This is a genomic window from Streptomyces sp. bgisy027, from assembly GCF_057710365.1.
Map to the genome: position 1 here is coordinate 1 of NZ_JBYIVZ010000092.1, position 18833 is coordinate 18833.

Sequence of the window (18833 nt, forward strand, 5' to 3'; positions counted from 1 at the left end):
CCGCCGCCCACCGCGGACCTCCGCGCGTTATGGCTCCCCGGCGCCATGTGCTATGTCACACACCATTGTTGGTGCCGCACGGCGTTGAGACAGTGCCTCACGCGCCTCAGCACCCCACTCCGAGGCGCATCCGTCCGTGGAGGAATCCAGATGCGCTACCGCTTCGTGCTGCCCAGACGCATGATCACGGCGTTCGCCGCCTGCGTCACCGTCTGCGGCTTACTGTCGGTGCCGGCACTCGCGAACCCCGCGCCCCGACCCGGCGCCGCCCCGGTCACCTCCCGGGACACGGCACAGCCGCCGCCGACCGGTCCGACGGCGGACACCGCCACCCGTCCCGCCGTACAGGACCGGCCGGTCAACCGGACCCAGCTGCCGCCCCTGCCGCCGTCGCGCGTCCCGGACCGGCCGAGCCCGGAGCCGGGCCTCAAGGCGGCGTCGTGCACGCCCGGCGACTTCGGCGGCAGGACCGGCGCCGCGCTCGTCGCGTTCGTGAAGGCGTCGAGCACGGACTGTGTCAACACCCTCTTCGCGGTCACGGGAACCGACGCGCGCGCCGTCTTCCGCGAAGCCCAGATGGTCACGGTCGCCAAGGCGTTCACCCGCGCGGCACGGACCTACAACGGCGACAACTCCGCCGGTGTGTGGCAACTCGTGCTGTTCCTGCGGGCCGGCTACTACGTGCAGTTCAACCACCCGGACGACGTGGGCCCGTACGGCGCCGCCCTGAGCCGCAACACCACCCGCGGCCTGGACACCTTCTTCGCCCGCCCGCACTCCGGGGACGTCACCGACGCGAACGGCGACGTGCTGAGCGAGGTCGTCATCCTCACCGACAGCGCCGACCGGCAGGCCCGCTACCTACGGGTCTACCAGCGGATACTCTGGGACTACGATAGCTCCTACGACGCCATCCACAGCATGCTCGCGGCCGTCAACTCCGTGTACACCCCGCTCTGGCGCGGCAACTGGAACGCGGACTACGTCAGGGCGGTCACGGCCGACCCGTCCGTCGTCCGCACGCTGCACGCCTTCGCCCTCGGTCATCTCGATCTGCTGGGCACCGACCGCGCGTACCTCACCTCCAACGCCGGCATGAACGTGGCCCGTTACGTCGAGCACCCGGCCCTGCGGAGCACCGCGCGGCCCCGGGCCAAGCACCTGCTCGACACCACCCGCATCACCGGCCCCACCGCCGGCCTGTGGGTGGCCGTGGCGACCCAGGCCGACTCCTACGACCGCGCCAACTGCGCCTACTACGGCGTCTGCGACCTGACCGGCCGGCTGATGCGCGCGGCCCTGCCGATCACCCATGGCTGCGACGCCACCCGCACCATCCGGGCGCAGTCGCTCACCTCCGCCGACCTCGGCGCGGCGTGCGCGAGCGTGCTGCGCCAGGACGGCTACGTCCACGATCTCGTCCGGGACGACGGGCCGATCCCCGGCCAGTACCTGTCGACCCTCGACCTCTTCGTCTTCGCCGGCCGCGAGGACTACCGGACGTACGCCGGGGCGATCTTCGGCATCAGTACGGACAACGGCGGCATGACCCTGATCGGGGACCCGGCGGACCCCGCGAACGAGCCGTTCGCGGTCATGTACCAGAAGAGCCAGGACACCGGGCACGCCGCCCGGATCTGGAACCTCAACCACGAGTACACGCACTACCTCGACGCCCGTGACAACATGAAGGGCGACTTCGCCGAGCAGACCTCGGTGCCGGACGTGTGGTGGATCGAGGGCTTCGCCGAATACGTCTCCTACGGCTACCGCGACCTCACCTACGACCAGGCGGTCACGGAGGCGGGCAAGCACACGTACCGGCTGAGCACGCTGTTCCAGAACACGTACACCAACAGCGACGTGAGCCGCACCTATCCGTGGGGCTACCTCGCGGTCCGCTACATGTTCGAGAACCACCCGGACGACATCCGGCGCATGCTCGCCCGCTTCCGCGTCGGCGACTACGCGGGCGGCCACGCCGTCTACGCCACCGACATCGGCACCCGCTACGACGCCGACTTCGACCGGTGGCTGACGCAGTGCGCCGCCGGTGCTTGTGCGGCGGCAGCGGGCGCAGGGGCGTCGGGGGAAGGAGCACGTTGATCGCCGGGCGCGGATCCGTCTGAGGTCCCGGCCCGCGCCCGCGTGGCGGGGCGTGGGCCGGGACGTTCTGCGGAGCAGTCGATCCCGGAGCTGCACGGGGGAGGCGGTTGTGACCGCCGAGGACGCCTCCGACGACAGCGTCCGTGCGAAGCTGCGCAAGGCCGAACTCCCGCTGCCCGGGATCGACTTGCTGACCAGGACGGTAGAAACGGCGAGCCCGTGACCGGACATCGAGGACGACGTACGGCTGCTGTGGGTGCTGCGGGACGTCCTCGGCGTCACCGGACCGAAGTGGCTGGCCGTGCGTGGCGCCCCGCACGGCCAGGGGATCGCGGTTCGCCTCAGCAGACCGGGCGCTGGGCGTGGGCGGGGTCGAGCGCGTTCAGGACGAGGCGTCCGGCCAGGTCGTTGTAGCTGATGCCGATGTGGTCGGTGAACTCTGCTGGGCACACGTCCTGGAGCTTGACGTTGGTGACGTTGGGGGCCGCGTCCAGATACGCCGAGGTGTACGGGGTGACGACCTCGTCGTACCGGGTGGTGATCACCGTGTAGGTGACGCCCGGGTCGGTCTCGCTGCCGGAGTTCAGGTCCTTGAGGAAGTCCGAGCCGATGAGCTGCTGGCTGCACGCCTTGCAGGCCGCTCCGAGGACCGCGTCGCCGCCCGGGATCACCAGGGCGAGCAGGCCGAGGCCCGAGAACGTGGTGCCGTGGTTGGACGGGGTGAGGGCGACGAGCTTGTCGACCTTCGCCGCGCCCCCGAGGTTCTTGATGTAGTACCGCGGCATCATGCCGCCCTGCGAGTGCCCGACGAGGTCGACCTTCGCGGCGCCGGTGGCGGACCGGACCCGGTCGACGAAGTCCGCCAGCTGCCGTGCCGAGGCGGCCATGTCCTCGGTGCCGAGCAGCGGGCCGGAGCTGCCGCCGTGGTTGAGGGCGAAGACGCAGTACCCGGCCTCCTTGAGCCGCGGGGCCAGTGCCGCCCAGTTGTCGTAGCGGTTCTCCATCGTGCCGTGCACGAGGACGACGGGACGCGGGTGCGCGGCGCTGGGCCGGCAGGCGAAGTCGTTGGCGCCGGAAGGCACGGCCGTCGGGTGGGCGAGGGAGTACGCGAACGCCGACGCGAAGTCGTCCTTGGGCGGGCCGACCGGATCGGCCGCCGCGACCGGCGCGGTGTCGCTCGCCTCCGGCGCCGCCTGGGACCGGTCGACGCCGGCCACGCCGATACAGGCGGCCGCCGTGAGCGCGGCCAGGGACGTGGTCAGCAGGCGTCGCCGTGGGGTGCGTCGCAGTCTGCGGGTGCGCATGTGGGGCTCCTCTGACTGGTCGTGGGGGAGCGCCGGCGGATCCGTGGGGCCTGGCCGCAAGGGGATCGGTCAGGACCGGGTGAAGCCTTGTCACAAGAGCGAGACACGGAAGCTACTGGCGCGTAACGTCGGATCAACACTCGCGTCGCCCGCGGGAGCCGACCAGGAGAGCCGCGGAGGGAGACGAGAAAGATGTCATAGGCGTGACACCTTTCCCGAGCTGTGCCTCACCGGGCGCAGCTTCCGCGTGCGCCACCGCCGGTCACCACCGGCGAGCGCGCCGCGCGCCCGCCACCCCTCACCCGCCGCCCGGGACGGAGTCAACGTGATGACGGCACAGGCCGAGACGTTCACACGTCAGCCCTGGCACGAGCTGCCCCCGGTGCTCGCCGCGCTGATCCGCTCCCGGACCGAGCACATCGTCGCCGACATGACCCGGGCGATCCGCGAGGAGGTGCCCGCCTACCGCCGGCCGCTCGACTCCGCCGTCGGCCGCGACCTGATCGAGTCGATCCGCCGGGCCGTGCTGCAGTTCGTGGAGCTGATCGAGCACCCCGACAGTGCCCAGGACCATCACCTCGACCACTTCCGGCACCTCGGGCGCATCGAGTTCCTGAACGGCCGGACGACGGACGCCCTCCAGGCCGCGTTCCGCGTCGGCGCGCGGGTCGGCAGTCGGCGCTATGCCGAGTTCGTGCAGGAGGCCACGCTGCCGCCCGCGACCGTCCTGACCCTGCACGAGGCCGTGCTGGTCCACATCAACGCGCTGTCCAATGAGTCGGTGAAAGGTTTCCTCGCCGCTCAGCTCCGCTCGGAGGGCGAGGTGAAGCGGGCCCGCCGGGCGCTGGTGGAGCGGCTGCTGGAGCCGCCGCGGGGGCAGGAGCGGGCGGCGCTGGGGCCGCTGGCCGAGCGGGCCCGGTGGGCGCTGCCGGGTGCCGTCGCGTCCGTGATCGTACGGTCGGCCGGGCGCTTCTCCGTGCCCGGAGCGGACGGTGAACTGCTGTCCATCGGCCGGGGCAGCGATCTCGTGCTGATCGTGCCCGAACCGGAGACGAGCGGGCTGATCGACCGGGTGCGGGACGCCGCCCGGGGCCGTGTCGCCGTCGTCGGCCCGGCCGTGCCCCCGCACGAGACCTGGCTGTCCCTCCAGTGCGCCCGCCTCGCCATCGACCGGCGTGCCGAACCGCCCACCGACGGAGCCTTCCTGCGTGTCGACGACGAGCTGGCCGAGCTGTACCTCCTGCGCGGCGCCCCCATCGGGCAGTTGCTCGGCCGCCGCGTTCTGGGCGCCTTCACGGACCTGCCCCGGGGCCGGGCCGCCCGGCTCGCCGAGACCCTGGACGCCCTGCTGATGTCCTGGGGGCGCACCGCTCCCGAGGTCGCCCAGGCATTGGGCATCCATCCGCAGACGGCCCGCAAGCGCCTGCGCCAGCTGGAGGAAGTGTTCGGCGACCGGCTCGGCGACCCGCGCTTCCGGTTCGAGGCCCTGCTGGCGCTGCGTACCCACGCGCTGCGGGCCGACACCGGGTGAGCCGCCGGGCGTCACCAGTCGCGGGCGATCTCCAGCAAGCGGTCGCGGACCAGGGCGACATGAGGGTTGCCGGAGGAGCCCGGGCGCTGGACGAGGAAGGCCGTGTTGATGGGCGGATCGTCCGGGTCGTGCAGCGGGACCAGCGCGCCCGAGGCCAGTTCGGCCGAGCACAGGTAGCGGGGCAGCACACTGAACCCCGTACCGCCCGCCACCGCCGCCTTGACCGCGTTCAGATCCGGCATCGTGACCGCCGGGTGGCGCACAAGGCGCCTGCCGAAGACATGCCGCCAGTATCGGCGCACGATCGGCACGTCCTCGGCGTAGGCGACCAGCGGCACGCCGTGCAGCGCGGCGGGTCCGTCCGCCGCGAGCCGCGCCGGACCGCCGATGCGCTCCGCCCAGAGGGGTGCAGCGACCAGTACGAACTCCTCGTCCGCGAGCGGCACCGAGGCCAGGGCGCGACCGCGCGGCCGGTAGGTCGACAGCACCAGGTCGTACCGGCCGGCCCGCAGCTCCTCCAGGAGGGGTTCCGTCAGGCCCGGCGTGATGCGCAGCCGTACGCCCCGGTCGACCAGCGGCGCGAGGGCCGGCATGACGCGGTGGGTCAGCAGCTCGGCCGGGCCGGCGAGGTGCACGGGTTCCGCCGGGTGGTCGTCGGCCGGGCCGCCCGGCCCGGTGACCGTGGCGAGGGCGTCCAGCGGCTCCACGATCCGGGAGGCGAGCTCGTCGGCGTACGGGCCGGGGGCCACACCGCGCGCCAGACGCTGGAACAGCTCCCGGTCCAGCTGCCGCTCCAGCGTGCGGATCTGCGTGGTGACCGTCGGCTGGGACAGGCCCAGCAGCCGGGCGCCCGCGGTGAAGGAACCGGTGCGGTACACGGCGAGGAACGTGCGCAGCAGGTTCAGGTCCACCGGCGCCGCGCCGCCCGCCCGGCCCCCTTCCGACCCTTCCCCGTCCTCATTGGAATCCCTATGTCTCATATGGGTGAGCCTATTGGATTCCGATGGCTGATGGTGCGTACGGTCGGGGCATCGGCGTCCTGACGATCTGCACGCGCGGCGTCAGGACTTCCAGGAACCCCCTCGCGAAAGAGCCCCCTCATGTCGAAGATCCTGTTCGTGATGACCGGCGCCGACCAGTGGACGCTGGCGGACGGCACCAGGCACCCCACCGGTTTCTGGGCCGAGGAGGCCGCCGCGCCCTACGAGGCGTTCAAGGCCGCCGGTCACGAGGTCGTCGTGGCCACGCCCGGCGGTGTCGTACCGCCCGTCGACAAGGGCAGCCTCGCGGCCGAGGTCAACGGCGGTCAGGAGAACGCCGACCGGATCGCCGCCCTGCTCGAGTCGATGACCGAGCTGCGGGAGCCGGTCCGGCTGGCGGACGTGGACCTCGACGACTACGCCGCCGTGTTCTACCCCGGCGGTCACGGCCCGATGGAGGACCTCGCGGTCGACGCCGACTCCGGCCGGCTGCTGACCCTCGCCCTGGACTCCGGCAAGCCGCTCGGCGTGGTCTGCCACGGCCCGGCCGCGTTGCTGGCCGCCACCGGCGCCGACGGCACCAACGCGTTCACCGGGTACCGGGTGGCCGCGTTCACCAACACCGAGGAGACCCTGGGCGGCCTCGCCGACAAGGCCAAGTGGCTGCTCCAGGACCGGCTCACCGAGGCCGGCGTGCAGGTCCGGGCGGGCGAGCCGTGGGTGCCGAACGTGGTCGTCGACCGCAACCTGGTCACCGGCCAGAACCCCGCCTCCTCGGCCCCGCTCGCCGTCGAACTACTGAAGAAGCTGGGCTGACCATGGCCGCCGACCGGCTCGACGAGGTCCTGGACGCGGCGTACGACTGCCTCACGCGGTACGGCGCGCGGCGCACCACCATGGACGACATCGCCACGACGACGGGCGTGTCCCGGTCGGCCGTCCACCAGTACGTCCGCGGCAAGGGCGATGCCTGCCGGTAGCCGCGCACGCCGTACGCGGCGCGGCCGAGCACCGTCGTGGGCGCGGAGCCGCGCTTTCCGGCCGCGGCGACGAAGCCGCACAGCAGGCAGGAAGGAGAAGGCAGAGCCGGCCCCTGGGCCCTGACTCCTACGGCTCCGACGTCTCCGACTCCAGCGACGTGCGGGTCGGGCTGCCGTAGACGCCCGGCTCGTCGGTGAGGATGACGCGGGTGAGTTGGTAGGTGCGTACGGCGTTTTCGAGCTGCCGGTCGAAGTCGCCGTCGGCTTCTGCGGAGTAGAGGCCGATCTGGCGCAGGCGCAGCTGGAGTTCGACGACCTCCGGTCCCTGGTCGCCGCGGCGGAGGACCGGGGGCTGTCCTTCCGCGTCGGTCGGTTCGGGGACGGCGCTGGTCGTGGGGTCCGTGCCGGACGGGGGCGTGGTGGAGGTGGAGGAAGTGGCGGTAGCGGTCGGGGGGTCGGTGCCCGGGGGTGTGCCGGGGGAAGAGCTCGAGCTGCCGGACGGCGAGGTGGAGGGTACGGCCGAGGACTGCCCCTCCGGCGAGGTGCCGTCCTCGGTGGTCGCGTCCGGGACGGGTGCGCGGACGTCGTCGGACACGGCACCGTCCCGGGAGGGGCTTTCGTAGGTGAACAGCCCGCCCAGGAAGGCGCCCGTCAGGAGGACGGCCAAGGTGGCGCCCGCTCCGGTGACGAGAAGGGTGCGGTTTCTGCGCCGGCGGGCTGCGCGGGCGTCGGTGCCGGGGAGCTCTGCTGCCTCGGCCGGGGGCTCTTCACCCGAGAGCGGGAGGGGTGCGGCGTGCCGGGCCGCCAAGTCGCCCGGTTCCTGCGGCGGTTCGGTGCCGTCCCGATCCGTCGCGGCGTCGTCGTCGAGTGCCACGAACGGTCGTATGCGCACCGGATCGAAGTCCTCCGCGGCCGCCCGCTCCGCCGCGCGTGCGTCCCGACGGGCGTCGGAGGCGCGGCGGGCGCAGGAGCAGTCGGGGGTTCCGTCGGACGCCCGGGGCGTGCCGCACTCCGGGCAGACGGGATCGTTCGGTTCACTCACGTAAGGGACCCTCTCCGTGCAGGATCCAGAGTTTAGGCATAAGTTCAACACTCAATCTCCATGACCCGGGAGGTTGACGGAACCAGCTCTTCCGGGCTGGCCGAAACCCGTCGCGGCGGCCACGGCGGCGGTCAGGCCGAGCGGCGCGGTGGTGTGCCCGTGGTGGGTCGGCCGAGGTGCGCGGTGAACCAGTCGCGGGCCAGTTCGGCGACGGTCGTGAGGGTGCCGGGTTCCTCGAAGAGGTGGGTGGCACCCGGCACGACGGCGATCCGGTGCTCGCAGTGCATCCGGTCGGCGGCCAGGCGGTTGAGGCTGAGCACCTGCGTGTCCCTGCTGCCGACGATGAGCAGCGTCGGCGCCCGCAGACGGGCCAGCGCCGCCGGCGTGGCCAGATCTGGACGGCCGCCGCGGGAGACGACGGAGCGGACGTCGGAGCCGGACAGCGCGGCCGCCTCCAGCGCGGCGGCAGCACCGGTGCTGGCCCCGAAGTAGGCGACGGGCAGGCCGGTTTCCTCCCGCAGCCACACCGACGCGGCATGCAGTCGCCGGGCGAGCAGCAGGATGTCGAAGACGTTGTGCCGGTCGTGCGCCTCGCCGTCCGTCAGCAGGTCCAGCAGCAGCGTGGCCAGCCCCGCACGGTTGAGGGCGGCGGCGACGTACTGATTGCGCGGGCTGTGCCGGCTGCTGCCGCTGCCGTGCGCGAAGGCGACCGCCGCCGCGGCCCCGTCCGGCACGACCAGCCGCGCCCCCACCCGGGCGCCGGCGGCCGGGATCAGCACCTCGCGGTCCGACGGCGGCGACACCGCGGCGGGGGAGGGGGACCCGGGCTCGGTGGCCCGCGCGAGCAGCGACGTGACCTCGGCGTCCGGGACCTGGCCGAAGTGCCGGTACCAGGCACCCACCGAACCGAGGATCCGGTGCGTCTGGGGGCAGATCACCTCGTCCGCCACCTGTCGCAGCCGGACCACACTGTGCGTGGGCCCCACCGGCACCGCGAGCACGACCCGGGCCGCGCCCTGACCTCGTACGACGCGGCAGGCGGCCTCGGCCGTGGCCCCGGTCGCCAGCCCGTCGTCGACCACCAGCGCGGTACGCCCGGTCACCGGCAACGGCTCGCGCCCCCGCCGATAGCCGCGCACCCGCCGCTCCAGCTCCGCCCGCTCGGCCGCCTCCACGGCCTCCAGCTCTGCCGAGGCCAGCCCGGCCTCGCTGATCACATCGCGGTTGAGGACGCGGACCCCGTGCTCGCCGACGGCCCCGAACCCCCACTCCGGCTGTCCGGGCACGCCCAGTTTCCGCACCACCAGGACATCCAGCGGGGCATCGAGCCGCCGGGCCACCTCCGCCGCAACCGGCACCCCGCCGCGCGGCAGGCCCAGCACCACCACGTCCCGGCCGCGCAGCTGCAGAAGCTCCTCGGCCAGCAGCCGTCCGGCCGCACTGCGGTCCTCGTAACGCATACGTGCCTCCCGTGCCCGCGAGGACGGGAGCTGTCCCTTCTCTTCAGGCTACGACTGTTCGCGGGAGGCTTCGGGACTTGGCGGTTTCCGGTAGGTACCCCCGAGGCGGTTGCCGTGTTCAATCACTCGTATCGCGTCACGCATCACGGCATGAGCACGCATCACGGCATGAGACGGACGGCCCCACACGTCAGGAGGCTTCACGAGTCCGCCCTGCCCGTCCTGTACCGGGTGGTCACCGAGATCGCCCGCGGCTGTCCCTCCACCGGCTGGGCCCTGTCGCTCACCGCCGCCCATGTCCTCCGGGTCGTGACCCTCTTCGAGGAGCGGGCACAGGACGAGATCTTCGGGGCCGACGGCGACTCCCGGGCCGCCGGTGCTGTTCGTCGCCCCGCGCGCGGTGGGGACGGTGCTCGACGACCGGCACGGTGTCCTCGGCCTGCGCGGCAGCGGCTTCAACAGCATCCGCATGGAGCGGGCCCGCAGTCCCACCCACCTCACGCGCGAGGCGAGCCGCAAGCGGATGCAGCGCCACTTTTCGGGACGCGGCGACGTACCGGACCCATGTGGGCCCGAGCATGGCCGGCCGCTCACCCGCCGGGTCGGCCGTGATCGCCTCGGGCTCCCCTCCGGCCACCTTTCGTTGATCCGCTGACCTGCGGAGATCGAATGCGCTGACCTCTGGACAACCATAGGAATGCTCCAGTCCGGATCGGGTACGCGAGCAGGGCCGCGCCGGGGCCGAGCATCCCGCGATCATGCCCCGGACGGACGCACTGCCGTCGCTGACAGGGGATCTGCCATGGACACACCCGCGAACGACTACAACGCCACACCGGCCCGGCGGGCGCTGGACGCGCTGGCCGACAACACCGAGGACAGGGCGGCGCTGGACACGCTCGCGAGCAGCGACGTCCTCGTCCCGGTGCCCGACGACGTGGGCGAGCAGGACGCCATCGACCCCGAGGCCGTGGCGCTTCCGGTCATCGAGCGGCCCGGCGGCGAGCCGGTCGTCCCCGTCTTCACCTCTGAGCCCGCGATGGCCGAGCTGCTGCCCTACATCTCGCGCTACCGCCTGGTACCGCTGGGCGCGCTGGCCTCCCAGTGGCCGGCCGACGACCTGGCCCTGACCATCGACGCCGGTTCCGCACACCCGCTGACCCTGACGTCGGAGGGCGTACGGACGCTGCTGGCGCGACCGTAGAGCGCCAGAGGGACAAGAGCGATCCGCGAAGGGGGTGGGCGGCCACAGGGTGGCCGTCCACCCCCTTCGCGCGCCCCTCGGCTCATGGCCGGATGTCCCACGGGCCGCCGTGGCATCGGGAGTCGCTGCGGTCACGGGCCGCCTCGCGGACACCGGGAAAGGTCGGCCGGAACTGCTCCCCGCCACAGGGTGGTTCGGCCGTACGGAGAGGGAAGATCCCACCGGGAGGGCCGACGCGAAGGGGTGGGGGTCGTCTTGAGGGTCGTCCTGCTAGGCACCGCCGCCTCAGGCGGGTTCCCGCGCTGGAACTGCGCCTGCGTGCGGTGCGACGCCGCCCGCGACGGCAAGCTGCTCGCCCGCGGCCCGGAGTGCGCCGCCGTCACCGGCAACTCCCGCGACTGGTGGCTGCTGAACGCCTCGCCGGACATCCGCGCCCAGCTCACCGCCGCGCCCGCCCTGTGGCCCGGCCCCCGGCACACCCCCGTGCGGGGTGTGCTGCTGACCGACGCGGAGCCCGATCATGTGGCGGGCCTCGCCGTGCTGCGCGATGCCGCGCGGCTGAAGACCTACGCCGCCCCACCGGTACTGGCCGCCCTGGCCCCGGCGCGGGCGGGCCTGGACCGCCACACCCCGTGGGAGTGGGCGGACAGCCTCACCGAGGGCGGATTCGTACTCGCCGGCGGGCTGGTCGTCACGGCACATCCGGTCCCGGGGAAGCCACCGGCGTACGTGCCGGGCCGATCCTCGGACCGCCGCTGGGTGACGGTGTACCGCATCGAGGACCTCGCCACCGGGCGCGTCCTCGTCCACGCGCCTCGCGTGAGCGCCTGGTCCGCGCTGCTGGACGACCTGGTCGCGGACGCGGACGGCGTCGTCCTGGACGGCACGTACTTCACGGCCGACGAGACGGGCGCCACCGGGCGCCACCTGCCCGTCTCCGGACCGGTCGGCAGCCTCACCGCCCTGACCCGCCACCCGGGGGTCCGCCGGATCTACACCCACCTCGCCGACTCCAACCCCCTGCTCGACCCGGCCTCGACGGCCCGCGCCCAGGTCTCGGAGACGGGGGCGGAAGTCCTGCCGGACGGGACGGAGTTCGCGCTCTAGACCCGGCCGACGACGTCGCCGTCAGGGGCGCGGGGAACTGCGCGACAAGCCACGACGGTGCCGCACCGGAAAGACCACCCGTCGTGGCACTGTGTTCAGCGGCTCAGCATGCGCGCCAGCGCACCCCGCTGCAACGGCAGGACCTCGGCGTGCAGGTCACGGCCCTTTCGGGTCAGGGTGACGTACACGCCGCGCCGGTCCTCCGCGCAGACGGAACGCTCCAGCAGGCCGTCCTTCTCCAGCCGCCCTATGAGCCGGGACAGCGCGCTCTGACTGAGGTGGACCCGCCCGACGAGGTTGTGCACCCGGCACTGCTCGCCCTCCACGGGCGTCGCCGCCGCGAGGATGTCGAGCACCTCGAAGTCGCTCGCGCCCAGTCCGTGCGGGTGCAGCACGCGGTCGATCTCGCACATCGTGCGCGCGTGCACGGACAGGATGTCCCGCCACCGTTCCTCGAGCCCCGCTTCGGCCGTCTTCACTGCCATACCCGCACCGTAACACCGAATCGGCCATTTATTGAGCGTGCAACTAGTGCGTGTGCAAGCGAGGCTCCTACGGGCGGGGCACGGGGTCAGCCGGTCGGGTCCTGGAGCAGCGGGGGAGCGGGTCGTGACTTCTCGAATCCTGACCGTTCGCCGTTCGCCGTTCGCCGATCGCCGAGGGATCACGTCGACTGCCGCCTCACCAGTTCCGTCGGCAATATCACCGCCGCCGGGTCCTCGCCGCCGATCTGCGCGAGCAGCAGCCGCACCATCTCGGCGCTGACCCGGTCGTAGGGCTGGCGGATCGTCGTCAGGGCCGGGGTGGCCTCCGTCGCCGCCGCGGAGTCGTCGAAGCCGCCCACCGACACGTCCTCGGGCACCCGCCGGCCCGCCCGGCGCAGTGCCGCCAGAGCGCCCTGTGCCATCAGGTCGGACGCCACGAACAGGGCATCGAGGTCCGGGGCCCGCGTCAGCAGCCGCTCGGTGCCCGCCTCGCCACTGGCCCGGCTGTAGTCGCCGGAGGTGATGAGCCGCTCGTCGATCTCGACGCCCGCCTCCGTCAGCACCTCCTTGTAGCCGGCGAGGCGGTCGACGCCACCCGGGGTGTCCAGCGGACCGCTGACCACGCCGATCCGGCGGCGGCCGAGCGAGAGCAGATGCCGCACCATGTCACGGGCGCCGTCCCGGTCGTCGGCCGCCACATAACTCACCTTGGAACCGAGCCCCATCGGCTTGCCGCACTGCACGAGCGGCACGCCCGCCTCGCGCAGCTCCTCGGCGACCCGGTCCCCGGAGTGGCTGGAGACCAGCAGCACCCCGTCGACATGACCTGCGGTGATGTACCGCGTGATGCGCCGCCGTTCGTCCTTGGTGCCCGCCAGCATCAGCAGCAGCGGGATGTCGTGCGCGGCGAGCGCCTGGGTGCAGCCGCTCAGCAGGACGTTGAAATTGGGATCCTCGAAGAACCGCTCCTGCGGCTCGGTCAGCAGGAAGCCGACCGAGTCGGAGCGCCCCGTGATCAGCGAGCGGGCGTGCCGGTTGACGACGTAACCCGTCCTGCGGATAGCCGCGTTGACCGCCTCCTGGGCGGCGGGGCTGACATAGTGCCCGCCGTTGAGCACCCGCGAGACCGTGCCCCGTGAGACTCCGGCCTCGCGCGCCACGTCATGGATCGTCGGCGGTCTGCGTCGGCCCCCCGTGTTGCTCATGGTCATGACTTTACGGCCCCGGAGAGCAGATCCAGACTCCAGAACCGCTGGATGACCAGGAACAGCGCGACCAGCGGCAGCACCGCGAGGAACGCGCCGGTGATCACCAGTGTGTACAGCGCCGGGGTGCTGGCGCCCTGTTCGAGCAGCGTGTACAGACCCAGCGTGATCGGGAACCGCTCGTCGTCGCTGAGCATGATGTACGGCAGCAGGAAGTTGTTCCAGATCGCCACGAACTGGAACAGGAACACCGTCACCATGCCGGGCACCATCATCGGCAGCGCGACCCGTGTGAAGATCCGCCACTCGCTCGCCCCGTCCATCCGGCCCGCCTCGACCACGTCGGCCGGCACGGCGGCGGCCGCGTAGATCCGTGAGAGGTAGACGCCGTACGGCGAGAGGATCTGCGGCAGCAGCACCGACAGGTAGGAGTCCGTCAGGTCGGCCTGCGCCAGCAGCAGGTACTGCGGGATCGCGAGGATGACCGGAGGCATCAGCACGCCCGCAAGGAGCACGTTGAACATCGCCTCCCGGCCCCGGAAGCGGTAGATCGCCAGCGCGTAACCGCTGAACGCCGAGACGACCGTCGACAGCAGGGCACCGAGACCGGCGTACAGGGCGGAGTTGCCCATCCACTGCCAGTACACCCCGTCCCGATAGGCGCTCAGGTCCGCGAAGTTGTCGGCGAAGCCCGTGCCGGGCAGGAAGGTGAACGTGGAGAACAGTTCGCTGCCGGACTTGGTCGCCGCGATCACCACCCAGGCGACGGGCAGCAGGCAGTACAGCGCGCCGAGCAGCAGCGTGACCGTCGGGATCAGCGCGATCCGGCGGCGCAGCGGCGGCCGGCTCCGGTCCGCGCCGGGCGCGGCGTCCGCGGCCGTGTCGGCCTTGCCGACGGCGAGGGAGCTCATCGGGATGCCTCCTGCTTGTTACGGCGGTTCGCGGCCCGCAGGAAGCCGAACGACAGCAGCAGCGTGGCCAGGGCGATGATCGTGGCCTGCGCGGCCGCCGCGTGGATGTCGCCCTTGCCGAAGGCGTCCTGGTACACCTTCATCAGCGGACTCCAGGTCGTGGACACGGAGTTGGTGAGCGGCTTCAGGGTGGTCGGCTCGTTGAACACCTGGAGCGTGGCGATGATCGAGAAGAAGAAGGTCAGCACCAGTGAGGGCGCCACCATCGGGATCTTGATCCGCAGCGCGGTCTGGAGCGGCGTCGCACCGTCCAGCCGTGCCGCCTCGTACACCTCGGCCGGGATCGCCTGGAGCGAGGTGTAGATGACGATCATGTTGAAACCGGTGCCGCCCCACACCGCGATGTTCGACAGGGCGAGATACAGCGGACCGCCGTCGAGCAGGTCGGGCTGCGGCAGGCCCAGCTTCTCCAGCACGAAGTAGAAGGGGCTGACGTCCGGCAGGTACAGAAAGCCCCACAGCAGCGCCGCCACGACGCCGGGGACGGCGTACGGCAGGAAGATCGCGAGCCTGGTGACGGGCGCGAGGCGCACCTTCTCGGAGTCCAGCATCAGCGCGAACAGCAGGGCGAGGCCCAGCATCACCGGCACCACGATGCAGCCGTATCCGAGCACACGCAGTGCGCCGGCGACCAGTTCGTCGTCGGTGAGAGCGTCGGTGTAGTTCTCCAGCCCGGCCCAGACCTCCTTGCGGGCGCCCGAGCCGAGGCCGAGTCCGGAGACCTTCACCCTGCGGAAGCTGAGCCAGACCGCGTAGCCGATGGGCAGCGCGAAGAACAGGAGAAACAGGACGGTCGCGGGCAGGAGGAAGGCGTACGGGGCCCCCTTCACCCCGTACGCCTTCCGGCTCGTGCTGGTCACTCGGAGACCTCGAAGCCCTGCTTCTTCAGGTCGGCGACCGTGTCGTCCTGCATGGTCGTCAGGGCGGCGCCGAAGTCGGACTTGTCCTTGGCGGCCTTGCCGAAGGCGTCCTTGAAGGTCGTGTAGGCGACGTTCACGTTCGGGCCCCACGCGGACGGGGCGGTGGTCTTCGCGATCTCGGCGGCCTCGGCGTAGAAGTCCGACTGGTTCGAGAAGTAGTCCGGCGGGGTGGCGAAGGCGCCGCTGGTCTGGGCGTTCGTGGCGGCCGGGTAGATGCCGCTCTCCTTGGCCAGTGCCTGCAGGGCGTCGCCGTCGGTGTTGAGCCAGGCGGCGAACTTCGCGGCGGCCGCCTTGTGCCCGGAGTCGGTGGTGACGGCGGTGGAGGAACCGCCCCAGCTGCCGGTGACGTCGTCGGACCCGGACCACTGGGGGAGCGGGGCCATGGCCCACTTGCCCTTGGTGTCGGGCGCGGCCGTGGTCAGCGTGCCCGGCGCCCACACGGCGGAGACCCAGGCGATCTGCTTGCCGGTGTTGAGGGCCTTGTTCCAGGCCGGGGTGTACATCGGCTGGTTGTCGACGGCGCCCTCCTTGACGAGGCCGCCCCAGAACGCGGCGACCTTCTGGGTGGCGGCGTCGTCGATGCCGACGTTCCACCTGTCGCCGGAGGCCGTCCACCACTTGGCGCCGGCCTGCTGGGCGAGGCCCGCGAAGAGGCCGGAGTCGTTGGCGGAGAAGGTGGTCAGGTCCGTGTCCGGGGCCTTCTTCTTCAGCGCGCGGGCCGTCTCGGCGAACTGCTCCCAGGTGGTCGGGACCGTCAGGCCGTACTTCTTGAACAGGTCCTCGCGGTAGTAGAACATCATCGGCCCGATGTCCTGCGGGACCGCGTAGACCGCGTCCGTGCCCAGGGTGGTCTGCTGCCAGACACCGTCGGCGAACTTGCTCCTCGCGTCGCCGACGTCGCCGGCTATGTCCGCGACGGCGTCATTGCTGACCAGGGTCGGCAGCGCCTGGTACTCGGCCTGGACCAGGTCGGGGGCCTTGCCGGCCTTGTGCGCGGTGAGGATCTTGGTGACCAGCGTGTCGCCGGAGGCCTGCTTCTTGACCGTGACCGTGATCCGGTCCTTCTTTCCCGGGCCCTTGTTCCACAGGTCGACGACCTTGTCCATGCCGGGTGTCCAGGTCCAGTACGTCAGCGAGACGGGCCCGGACTCGGCCTCGCTGTCGTCCTCGGACGAGCCGCACGCGGCGAGGGTGGTGGCGCCGAGGGCGACGGCGACGCAGGTGGCGGCACTTCTCAGGACGAGCCGTCGGCGCTTCGTGATGGGCATGGATCTCTCCCCTGACCTGGGGTCTCCGCCTGCTGCGAAGACCTGCCATGCTTCTGTGAGCGTTCACAGTAGAGAAACATCCAGGACACTTGTCAATGGTTGTTGCTGTGCGGTTATGTTGGGCTCACACCGCCGATCGCGTGTGTGCACGTTCCCAAATGATCGATTAATCGGGAGAGATCCATGCCGGAGACCAACCCCAGGGGCCTCACCGGGCTCGCCTTCGGTGGGGACTACAACCCCGAGCAGTGGCCGCAGGACGTCTGGCACGAGGACGTGCGGCTGATGCGGGAGGCCGGCGTCACGATGGTGAGCGTCGGGATCTTCTCCTGGGCCCTGCTGGAACCCTCACCGGGTGTGTACGACTTCGGCTGGCTGGACCGCGTGCTCGACCTGCTGCACGAGCACGGAATCCGCGTCGACCTGGGCACTCCCACCGTCTGCCCGCCGGTCTGGTTCTACCGCGCCCACCCCGGGGCCCTGCCCGTCACACCGGACGGGGTCCGCCTGGAGTTCGGCTCGCGCGCCGCCATCTGTCACAGCAGCGCCGACTACCGCACGGCCGCCGCGGCCATCACCACCAAGCTCGCCGAACGCTACGGCGACCACCCGGCGCTGGCGATGTGGCACGTGCACAACGAGTACGGCGTCCCCGTCTCGGCCTGCTACTGCGACTCCTGCGCCGCGCACTTCCGCCGCTGGCTGGAGTCGACGTACGGGACGGTCGAGGCGGTCAACGAGGTCTGGGGCACGGCCTTCTGGGGCCAGCGGTACTCGGACTTCGAGGAGATCAACCCGCCGCGCACGACACCGACGGCGGTCAACCCGGCCCAGGCGCTGGACTACAAGCGCTTCGCCGACGCGACGATGCGGGAGAACTTCGTCATGGAGCGGGACATACTGCACCGCCTCGTGCCCGGCGTCCCGGTCACCACCAACTTCATGACGGCGCTCAGCCAGTGCGACTCCGTCGACTACTGGGCCTGGGGCCGCGAGGTCGACATCGTCACCAACGACCACTACCTGATCACCGACGGCCGCCGCACCCACGTCAACCTCGCCATGGCCGCCGACCTGACCCGCTCGGTGGCCCAGGGAGCGCCCTGGCTCCTCCTCGAGCACTCCACCTCCGGCGTCAACTGGCAGCCCCGCAACCCCGCCAAGGCCCCCGGCCAGATGGCCCGCAACTCCCTCGCCCATGTGGCGCGAGGCTCCGAGGGCGCCATGTTCTTCCAGTGGCGGCAGTCCCGGCGCGGCGCCGAGAAGTTCCACTCCGCGATGCTCCCGCACGGCGGCACCGACACCCGCGTGTGGCGCGAGGTCGTCGAACTCGGCGCCGCCGTCGACTCGTTGAGCACCGTACGCGGCACCCGCACACAGGCCGACGTGGCGATGCTGTGGGACTGGCACTCCTGGTGGGCGCAGAGCCTCGACTGGCGCCCGAGCGAGGACCACGATCCGCGCGAGCGCGCCGACGCCTTCTACGAGGCGCTCTACGACCGCCACCTCACCGTCGACTTCGCCCACCCGGAAGCCGACTTGTCGAGGTATCCCCTTGTCGTCGTGCCCGCCCTGTACCTGATGACGGAGGCGGCCGGGCGCAACCTCAAGGAGTACGTCGAGCGGGGCGGCACCCTCGTGGTGTCGTACTTCTCCGGCATCGTCGACGAGCACGACGCCGTGCACGAGGGCGCCTGCCCCGGGCCGCTGCGGGACGTCCTCGGCCTGACGGTCGAGGAGTTCTCGCCCCTGCTCGCGGACCAGCCGGTCCGCATCACCGGCCCCGACGGCTCCGAGCTCAGCGGCGATGTGTGGACGGAGTTCGTGGTGCCGCGCGGCGCCGAGACCGTGTGGACCTACGCCGGCGGCCTGACCGCCGGCCACCCCGCCGTCACCCGGCACCGCCTCGGCGAGGGCACCGCCTGGTACGTCTCCACCCGCCTGGGCGCCGACGGCCTCGACGCGCTGCTCGGCCGGGCGATCGAGGACGCGCAGGTCCCGCCCCGTGCCGACCTGCCCCGGGATGTCGAGGTGGTGCGCCGTTCCGGCGAGTCGGGCACCTACCTCTTCGCCGTCAACCACACCGCGTCGGACGCCAAGGTCCCGCTGGAGGCGCCCGGCACCGAACTGCTGACCGGCGAACGCGCCGCGGGCCGCCTCGAGGTCCCCGCGGGAGCCGTCCGGGTCGTACGACTCGACGGCTGAGCCGACTCCCCTCCGCCCGCGCGTGCCGCGAGCCGCGGGCGGAGGGGCTCACCAGGGGGGCGAGA

General features: G+C 71.8%; 17 protein-coding genes and 1 pseudogene. 9 read left to right on the forward strand and 9 right to left on the reverse strand.

Features of this window, described 5'->3' with window-relative positions; translation table 11 throughout:
- Window positions 1-150: 150 nt before the first annotated feature.
- Together AC3ETA_RS46275 and AC3ETA_RS46280 are read left to right on the forward strand one after the other, a co-directional pair.
- Window positions 151-2106, forward strand: coding sequence for a collagenase (locus AC3ETA_RS46275; protein ID WP_432198905.1), 1956 nt, complete (start codon window positions 151-153; stop codon window positions 2104-2106).
- Between the two features lie 219 nt (window positions 2107-2325).
- Window positions 2326-2401: pseudogene (locus AC3ETA_RS46280) on the forward strand ((2Fe-2S)-binding protein); the annotation flags it as partial.
- A gap of 46 nt (window positions 2402-2447) precedes the next feature.
- On the opposite strand, the gene AC3ETA_RS46285 reads toward AC3ETA_RS46280, so the two are convergent.
- Window positions 2448-3410 carry an esterase/lipase family protein gene (locus tag AC3ETA_RS46285; protein WP_432198906.1) on the reverse strand — a complete coding sequence of 321 codons (963 nt, stop codon included), beginning with the start codon at window positions 3408-3410 and terminating at the stop codon, window positions 2448-2450.
- Window positions 3411-3738: 328 nt separating this feature from the next.
- Between AC3ETA_RS46285 and AC3ETA_RS46290 the strand changes: the two genes are divergently transcribed.
- On the forward strand, window positions 3739-4941 hold the full coding sequence (locus AC3ETA_RS46290) for a PucR-like N-terminal domain-containing protein (RefSeq protein ID WP_432198907.1): 1203 nt from the start codon (window positions 3739-3741) through the stop codon (window positions 4939-4941).
- 11 nt (window positions 4942-4952) lie between these two features.
- Here AC3ETA_RS46290 and AC3ETA_RS46295 read toward each other — a convergent pair whose 3' ends face one another.
- Window positions 4953-5921 carry a LysR family transcriptional regulator gene (locus tag AC3ETA_RS46295; protein WP_432198908.1) on the reverse strand — a complete coding sequence of 323 codons (969 nt, stop codon included), beginning with the start codon at window positions 5919-5921 and terminating at the stop codon, window positions 4953-4955.
- Window positions 5922-6041: 120 nt separating this feature from the next.
- Here AC3ETA_RS46295 and AC3ETA_RS46300 point away from each other — a divergent pair, with 120 nt between their 5' ends.
- The gene (locus AC3ETA_RS46300) at window positions 6042-6737 is read left to right on the forward strand and encodes a type 1 glutamine amidotransferase domain-containing protein (protein WP_432198909.1); all 696 of its coding nucleotides are present in this window, start codon (window positions 6042-6044) and stop codon (window positions 6735-6737) included.
- Window positions 6738-6739: 2 nt separating this feature from the next.
- Window positions 6740-6901: a TetR/AcrR family transcriptional regulator gene (locus tag AC3ETA_RS46305; protein ID WP_432198910.1), complete on the forward strand. Its 162-nt coding sequence runs from the start codon at window positions 6740-6742 to the stop codon at window positions 6899-6901.
- Between the two features lie 127 nt (window positions 6902-7028).
- On the opposite strand, the gene AC3ETA_RS46310 is transcribed toward AC3ETA_RS46305, so the two are convergent.
- Together AC3ETA_RS46310 and AC3ETA_RS46315 are read right to left on the reverse strand one after the other, a co-directional pair.
- Window positions 7029-7943: a peptidoglycan-binding domain-containing protein gene (locus tag AC3ETA_RS46310; RefSeq protein WP_432198911.1), complete on the reverse strand. Its 915-nt coding sequence runs from the start codon at window positions 7941-7943 to the stop codon at window positions 7029-7031.
- A gap of 131 nt (window positions 7944-8074) precedes the next feature.
- Window positions 8075-9403 (reverse strand): phosphoribosyltransferase family protein, encoded by a 1329-nt coding sequence (locus tag AC3ETA_RS46315; RefSeq protein ID WP_432198912.1) that lies wholly within the window; start codon window positions 9401-9403, stop codon window positions 8075-8077.
- A 376-nt stretch (window positions 9404-9779) separates the two neighbouring features.
- Here AC3ETA_RS46315 and AC3ETA_RS46320 point away from each other — a divergent pair, with 376 nt between their 5' ends.
- From AC3ETA_RS46320 to pqqB, 3 genes are all read left to right on the forward strand, one after another.
- A complete protein-coding gene (locus tag AC3ETA_RS46320) occupies window positions 9780-10058 on the forward strand; it encodes a hypothetical protein (RefSeq protein WP_432198913.1) in 279 nt (92 codons plus the stop codon).
- A 147-nt stretch (window positions 10059-10205) separates the two neighbouring features.
- A complete protein-coding gene (locus tag AC3ETA_RS46325) occupies window positions 10206-10607 on the forward strand; it encodes an SseB family protein (RefSeq protein WP_381456549.1) in 402 nt (133 codons plus the stop codon).
- A 255-nt stretch (window positions 10608-10862) separates the two neighbouring features.
- On the forward strand, window positions 10863-11714 hold the full coding sequence (gene pqqB, locus AC3ETA_RS46330) for a pyrroloquinoline quinone biosynthesis protein PqqB (RefSeq protein ID WP_432198914.1): 852 nt from the start codon (window positions 10863-10865) through the stop codon (window positions 11712-11714).
- 95 nt (window positions 11715-11809) lie between these two features.
- On the opposite strand, the gene AC3ETA_RS46335 is transcribed toward pqqB, so the two are convergent.
- The 5 genes from AC3ETA_RS46335 to AC3ETA_RS46355 form a co-directional block, all read right to left on the reverse strand.
- The gene (locus AC3ETA_RS46335) at window positions 11810-12199 is read right to left on the reverse strand and encodes a MarR family winged helix-turn-helix transcriptional regulator (protein WP_432198915.1); all 390 of its coding nucleotides are present in this window, start codon (window positions 12197-12199) and stop codon (window positions 11810-11812) included.
- 179 nt (window positions 12200-12378) lie between these two features.
- Window positions 12379-13410: a LacI family DNA-binding transcriptional regulator gene (locus AC3ETA_RS46340; RefSeq protein WP_432198916.1), complete on the reverse strand. Its 1032-nt coding sequence runs from the start codon at window positions 13408-13410 to the stop codon at window positions 12379-12381.
- Window positions 13407-14315 carry a carbohydrate ABC transporter permease gene (locus tag AC3ETA_RS46345; RefSeq protein ID WP_432198917.1) on the reverse strand — a complete coding sequence of 303 codons (909 nt, stop codon included), beginning with the start codon at window positions 14313-14315 and terminating at the stop codon, window positions 13407-13409. Before AC3ETA_RS46345 ends, AC3ETA_RS46340 begins: the two co-directional genes overlap by 4 nt.
- On the reverse strand, window positions 14312-15235 hold the full coding sequence (locus tag AC3ETA_RS46350; protein ID WP_432198918.1) for a carbohydrate ABC transporter permease: 924 nt from the start codon (window positions 15233-15235) through the stop codon (window positions 14312-14314). Before AC3ETA_RS46350 ends, AC3ETA_RS46345 begins: the two co-directional genes overlap by 4 nt.
- A complete protein-coding gene (locus tag AC3ETA_RS46355) occupies window positions 15232-16563 on the reverse strand; it encodes an ABC transporter substrate-binding protein (protein WP_432198919.1) in 1332 nt (443 codons plus the stop codon). The genes AC3ETA_RS46350 and AC3ETA_RS46355 overlap by 4 nt, the downstream gene beginning before the upstream one ends.
- Window positions 16564-16746: 183 nt before the next feature.
- On the opposite strand from AC3ETA_RS46355, the gene AC3ETA_RS46360 reads away from it, so the two are divergent.
- On the forward strand, window positions 16747-18768 hold the full coding sequence (locus AC3ETA_RS46360; protein WP_432198920.1) for a beta-galactosidase: 2022 nt from the start codon (window positions 16747-16749) through the stop codon (window positions 18766-18768).
- The last annotated feature ends 65 nt before the right edge of the window (window positions 18769-18833 follow it).

Excerpts from the sequence above, each read along its gene's own strand:
- AC3ETA_RS46275 (WP_432198905.1), top strand. The coding sequence starts at position 151 with ATGCGCTACCGCTTCGTGCTGCCCAGACGCATGATCACGGCGTTCGCC.
- AC3ETA_RS46285 (WP_432198906.1), bottom strand. The coding sequence starts at position 3,410 with ATGCGCACCCGCAGACTGCGACGCACCCCACGGCGACGCCTGCTGACC.
- AC3ETA_RS46290 (WP_432198907.1), top strand. The coding sequence starts at position 3,739 with ATGACGGCACAGGCCGAGACGTTCACACGTCAGCCCTGGCACGAGCTG.
- AC3ETA_RS46295 (WP_432198908.1), bottom strand. The coding sequence starts at position 5,921 with ATGAGACATAGGGATTCCAATGAGGACGGGGAAGGGTCGGAAGGGGGC.
- AC3ETA_RS46300 (WP_432198909.1), top strand. The coding sequence starts at position 6,042 with ATGTCGAAGATCCTGTTCGTGATGACCGGCGCCGACCAGTGGACGCTG.
- AC3ETA_RS46305 (WP_432198910.1), top strand. The coding sequence starts at position 6,740 with ATGGCCGCCGACCGGCTCGACGAGGTCCTGGACGCGGCGTACGACTGC.
- AC3ETA_RS46315 (WP_432198912.1), bottom strand. The coding sequence starts at position 9,403 with ATGCGTTACGAGGACCGCAGTGCGGCCGGACGGCTGCTGGCCGAGGAG.
- AC3ETA_RS46325 (WP_381456549.1), top strand. The coding sequence starts at position 10,206 with ATGGACACACCCGCGAACGACTACAACGCCACACCGGCCCGGCGGGCG.
- AC3ETA_RS46335 (WP_432198915.1), bottom strand. The coding sequence starts at position 12,199 with ATGGCAGTGAAGACGGCCGAAGCGGGGCTCGAGGAACGGTGGCGGGAC.
- AC3ETA_RS46340 (WP_432198916.1), bottom strand. The coding sequence starts at position 13,410 with ATGACCATGAGCAACACGGGGGGCCGACGCAGACCGCCGACGATCCAT.
- AC3ETA_RS46345 (WP_432198917.1), bottom strand. The coding sequence starts at position 14,315 with ATGAGCTCCCTCGCCGTCGGCAAGGCCGACACGGCCGCGGACGCCGCG.
- AC3ETA_RS46355 (WP_432198919.1), bottom strand. The coding sequence starts at position 16,563 with ATGCCCATCACGAAGCGCCGACGGCTCGTCCTGAGAAGTGCCGCCACC.
- AC3ETA_RS46360 (WP_432198920.1), top strand. The coding sequence starts at position 16,747 with ATGCCGGAGACCAACCCCAGGGGCCTCACCGGGCTCGCCTTCGGTGGG.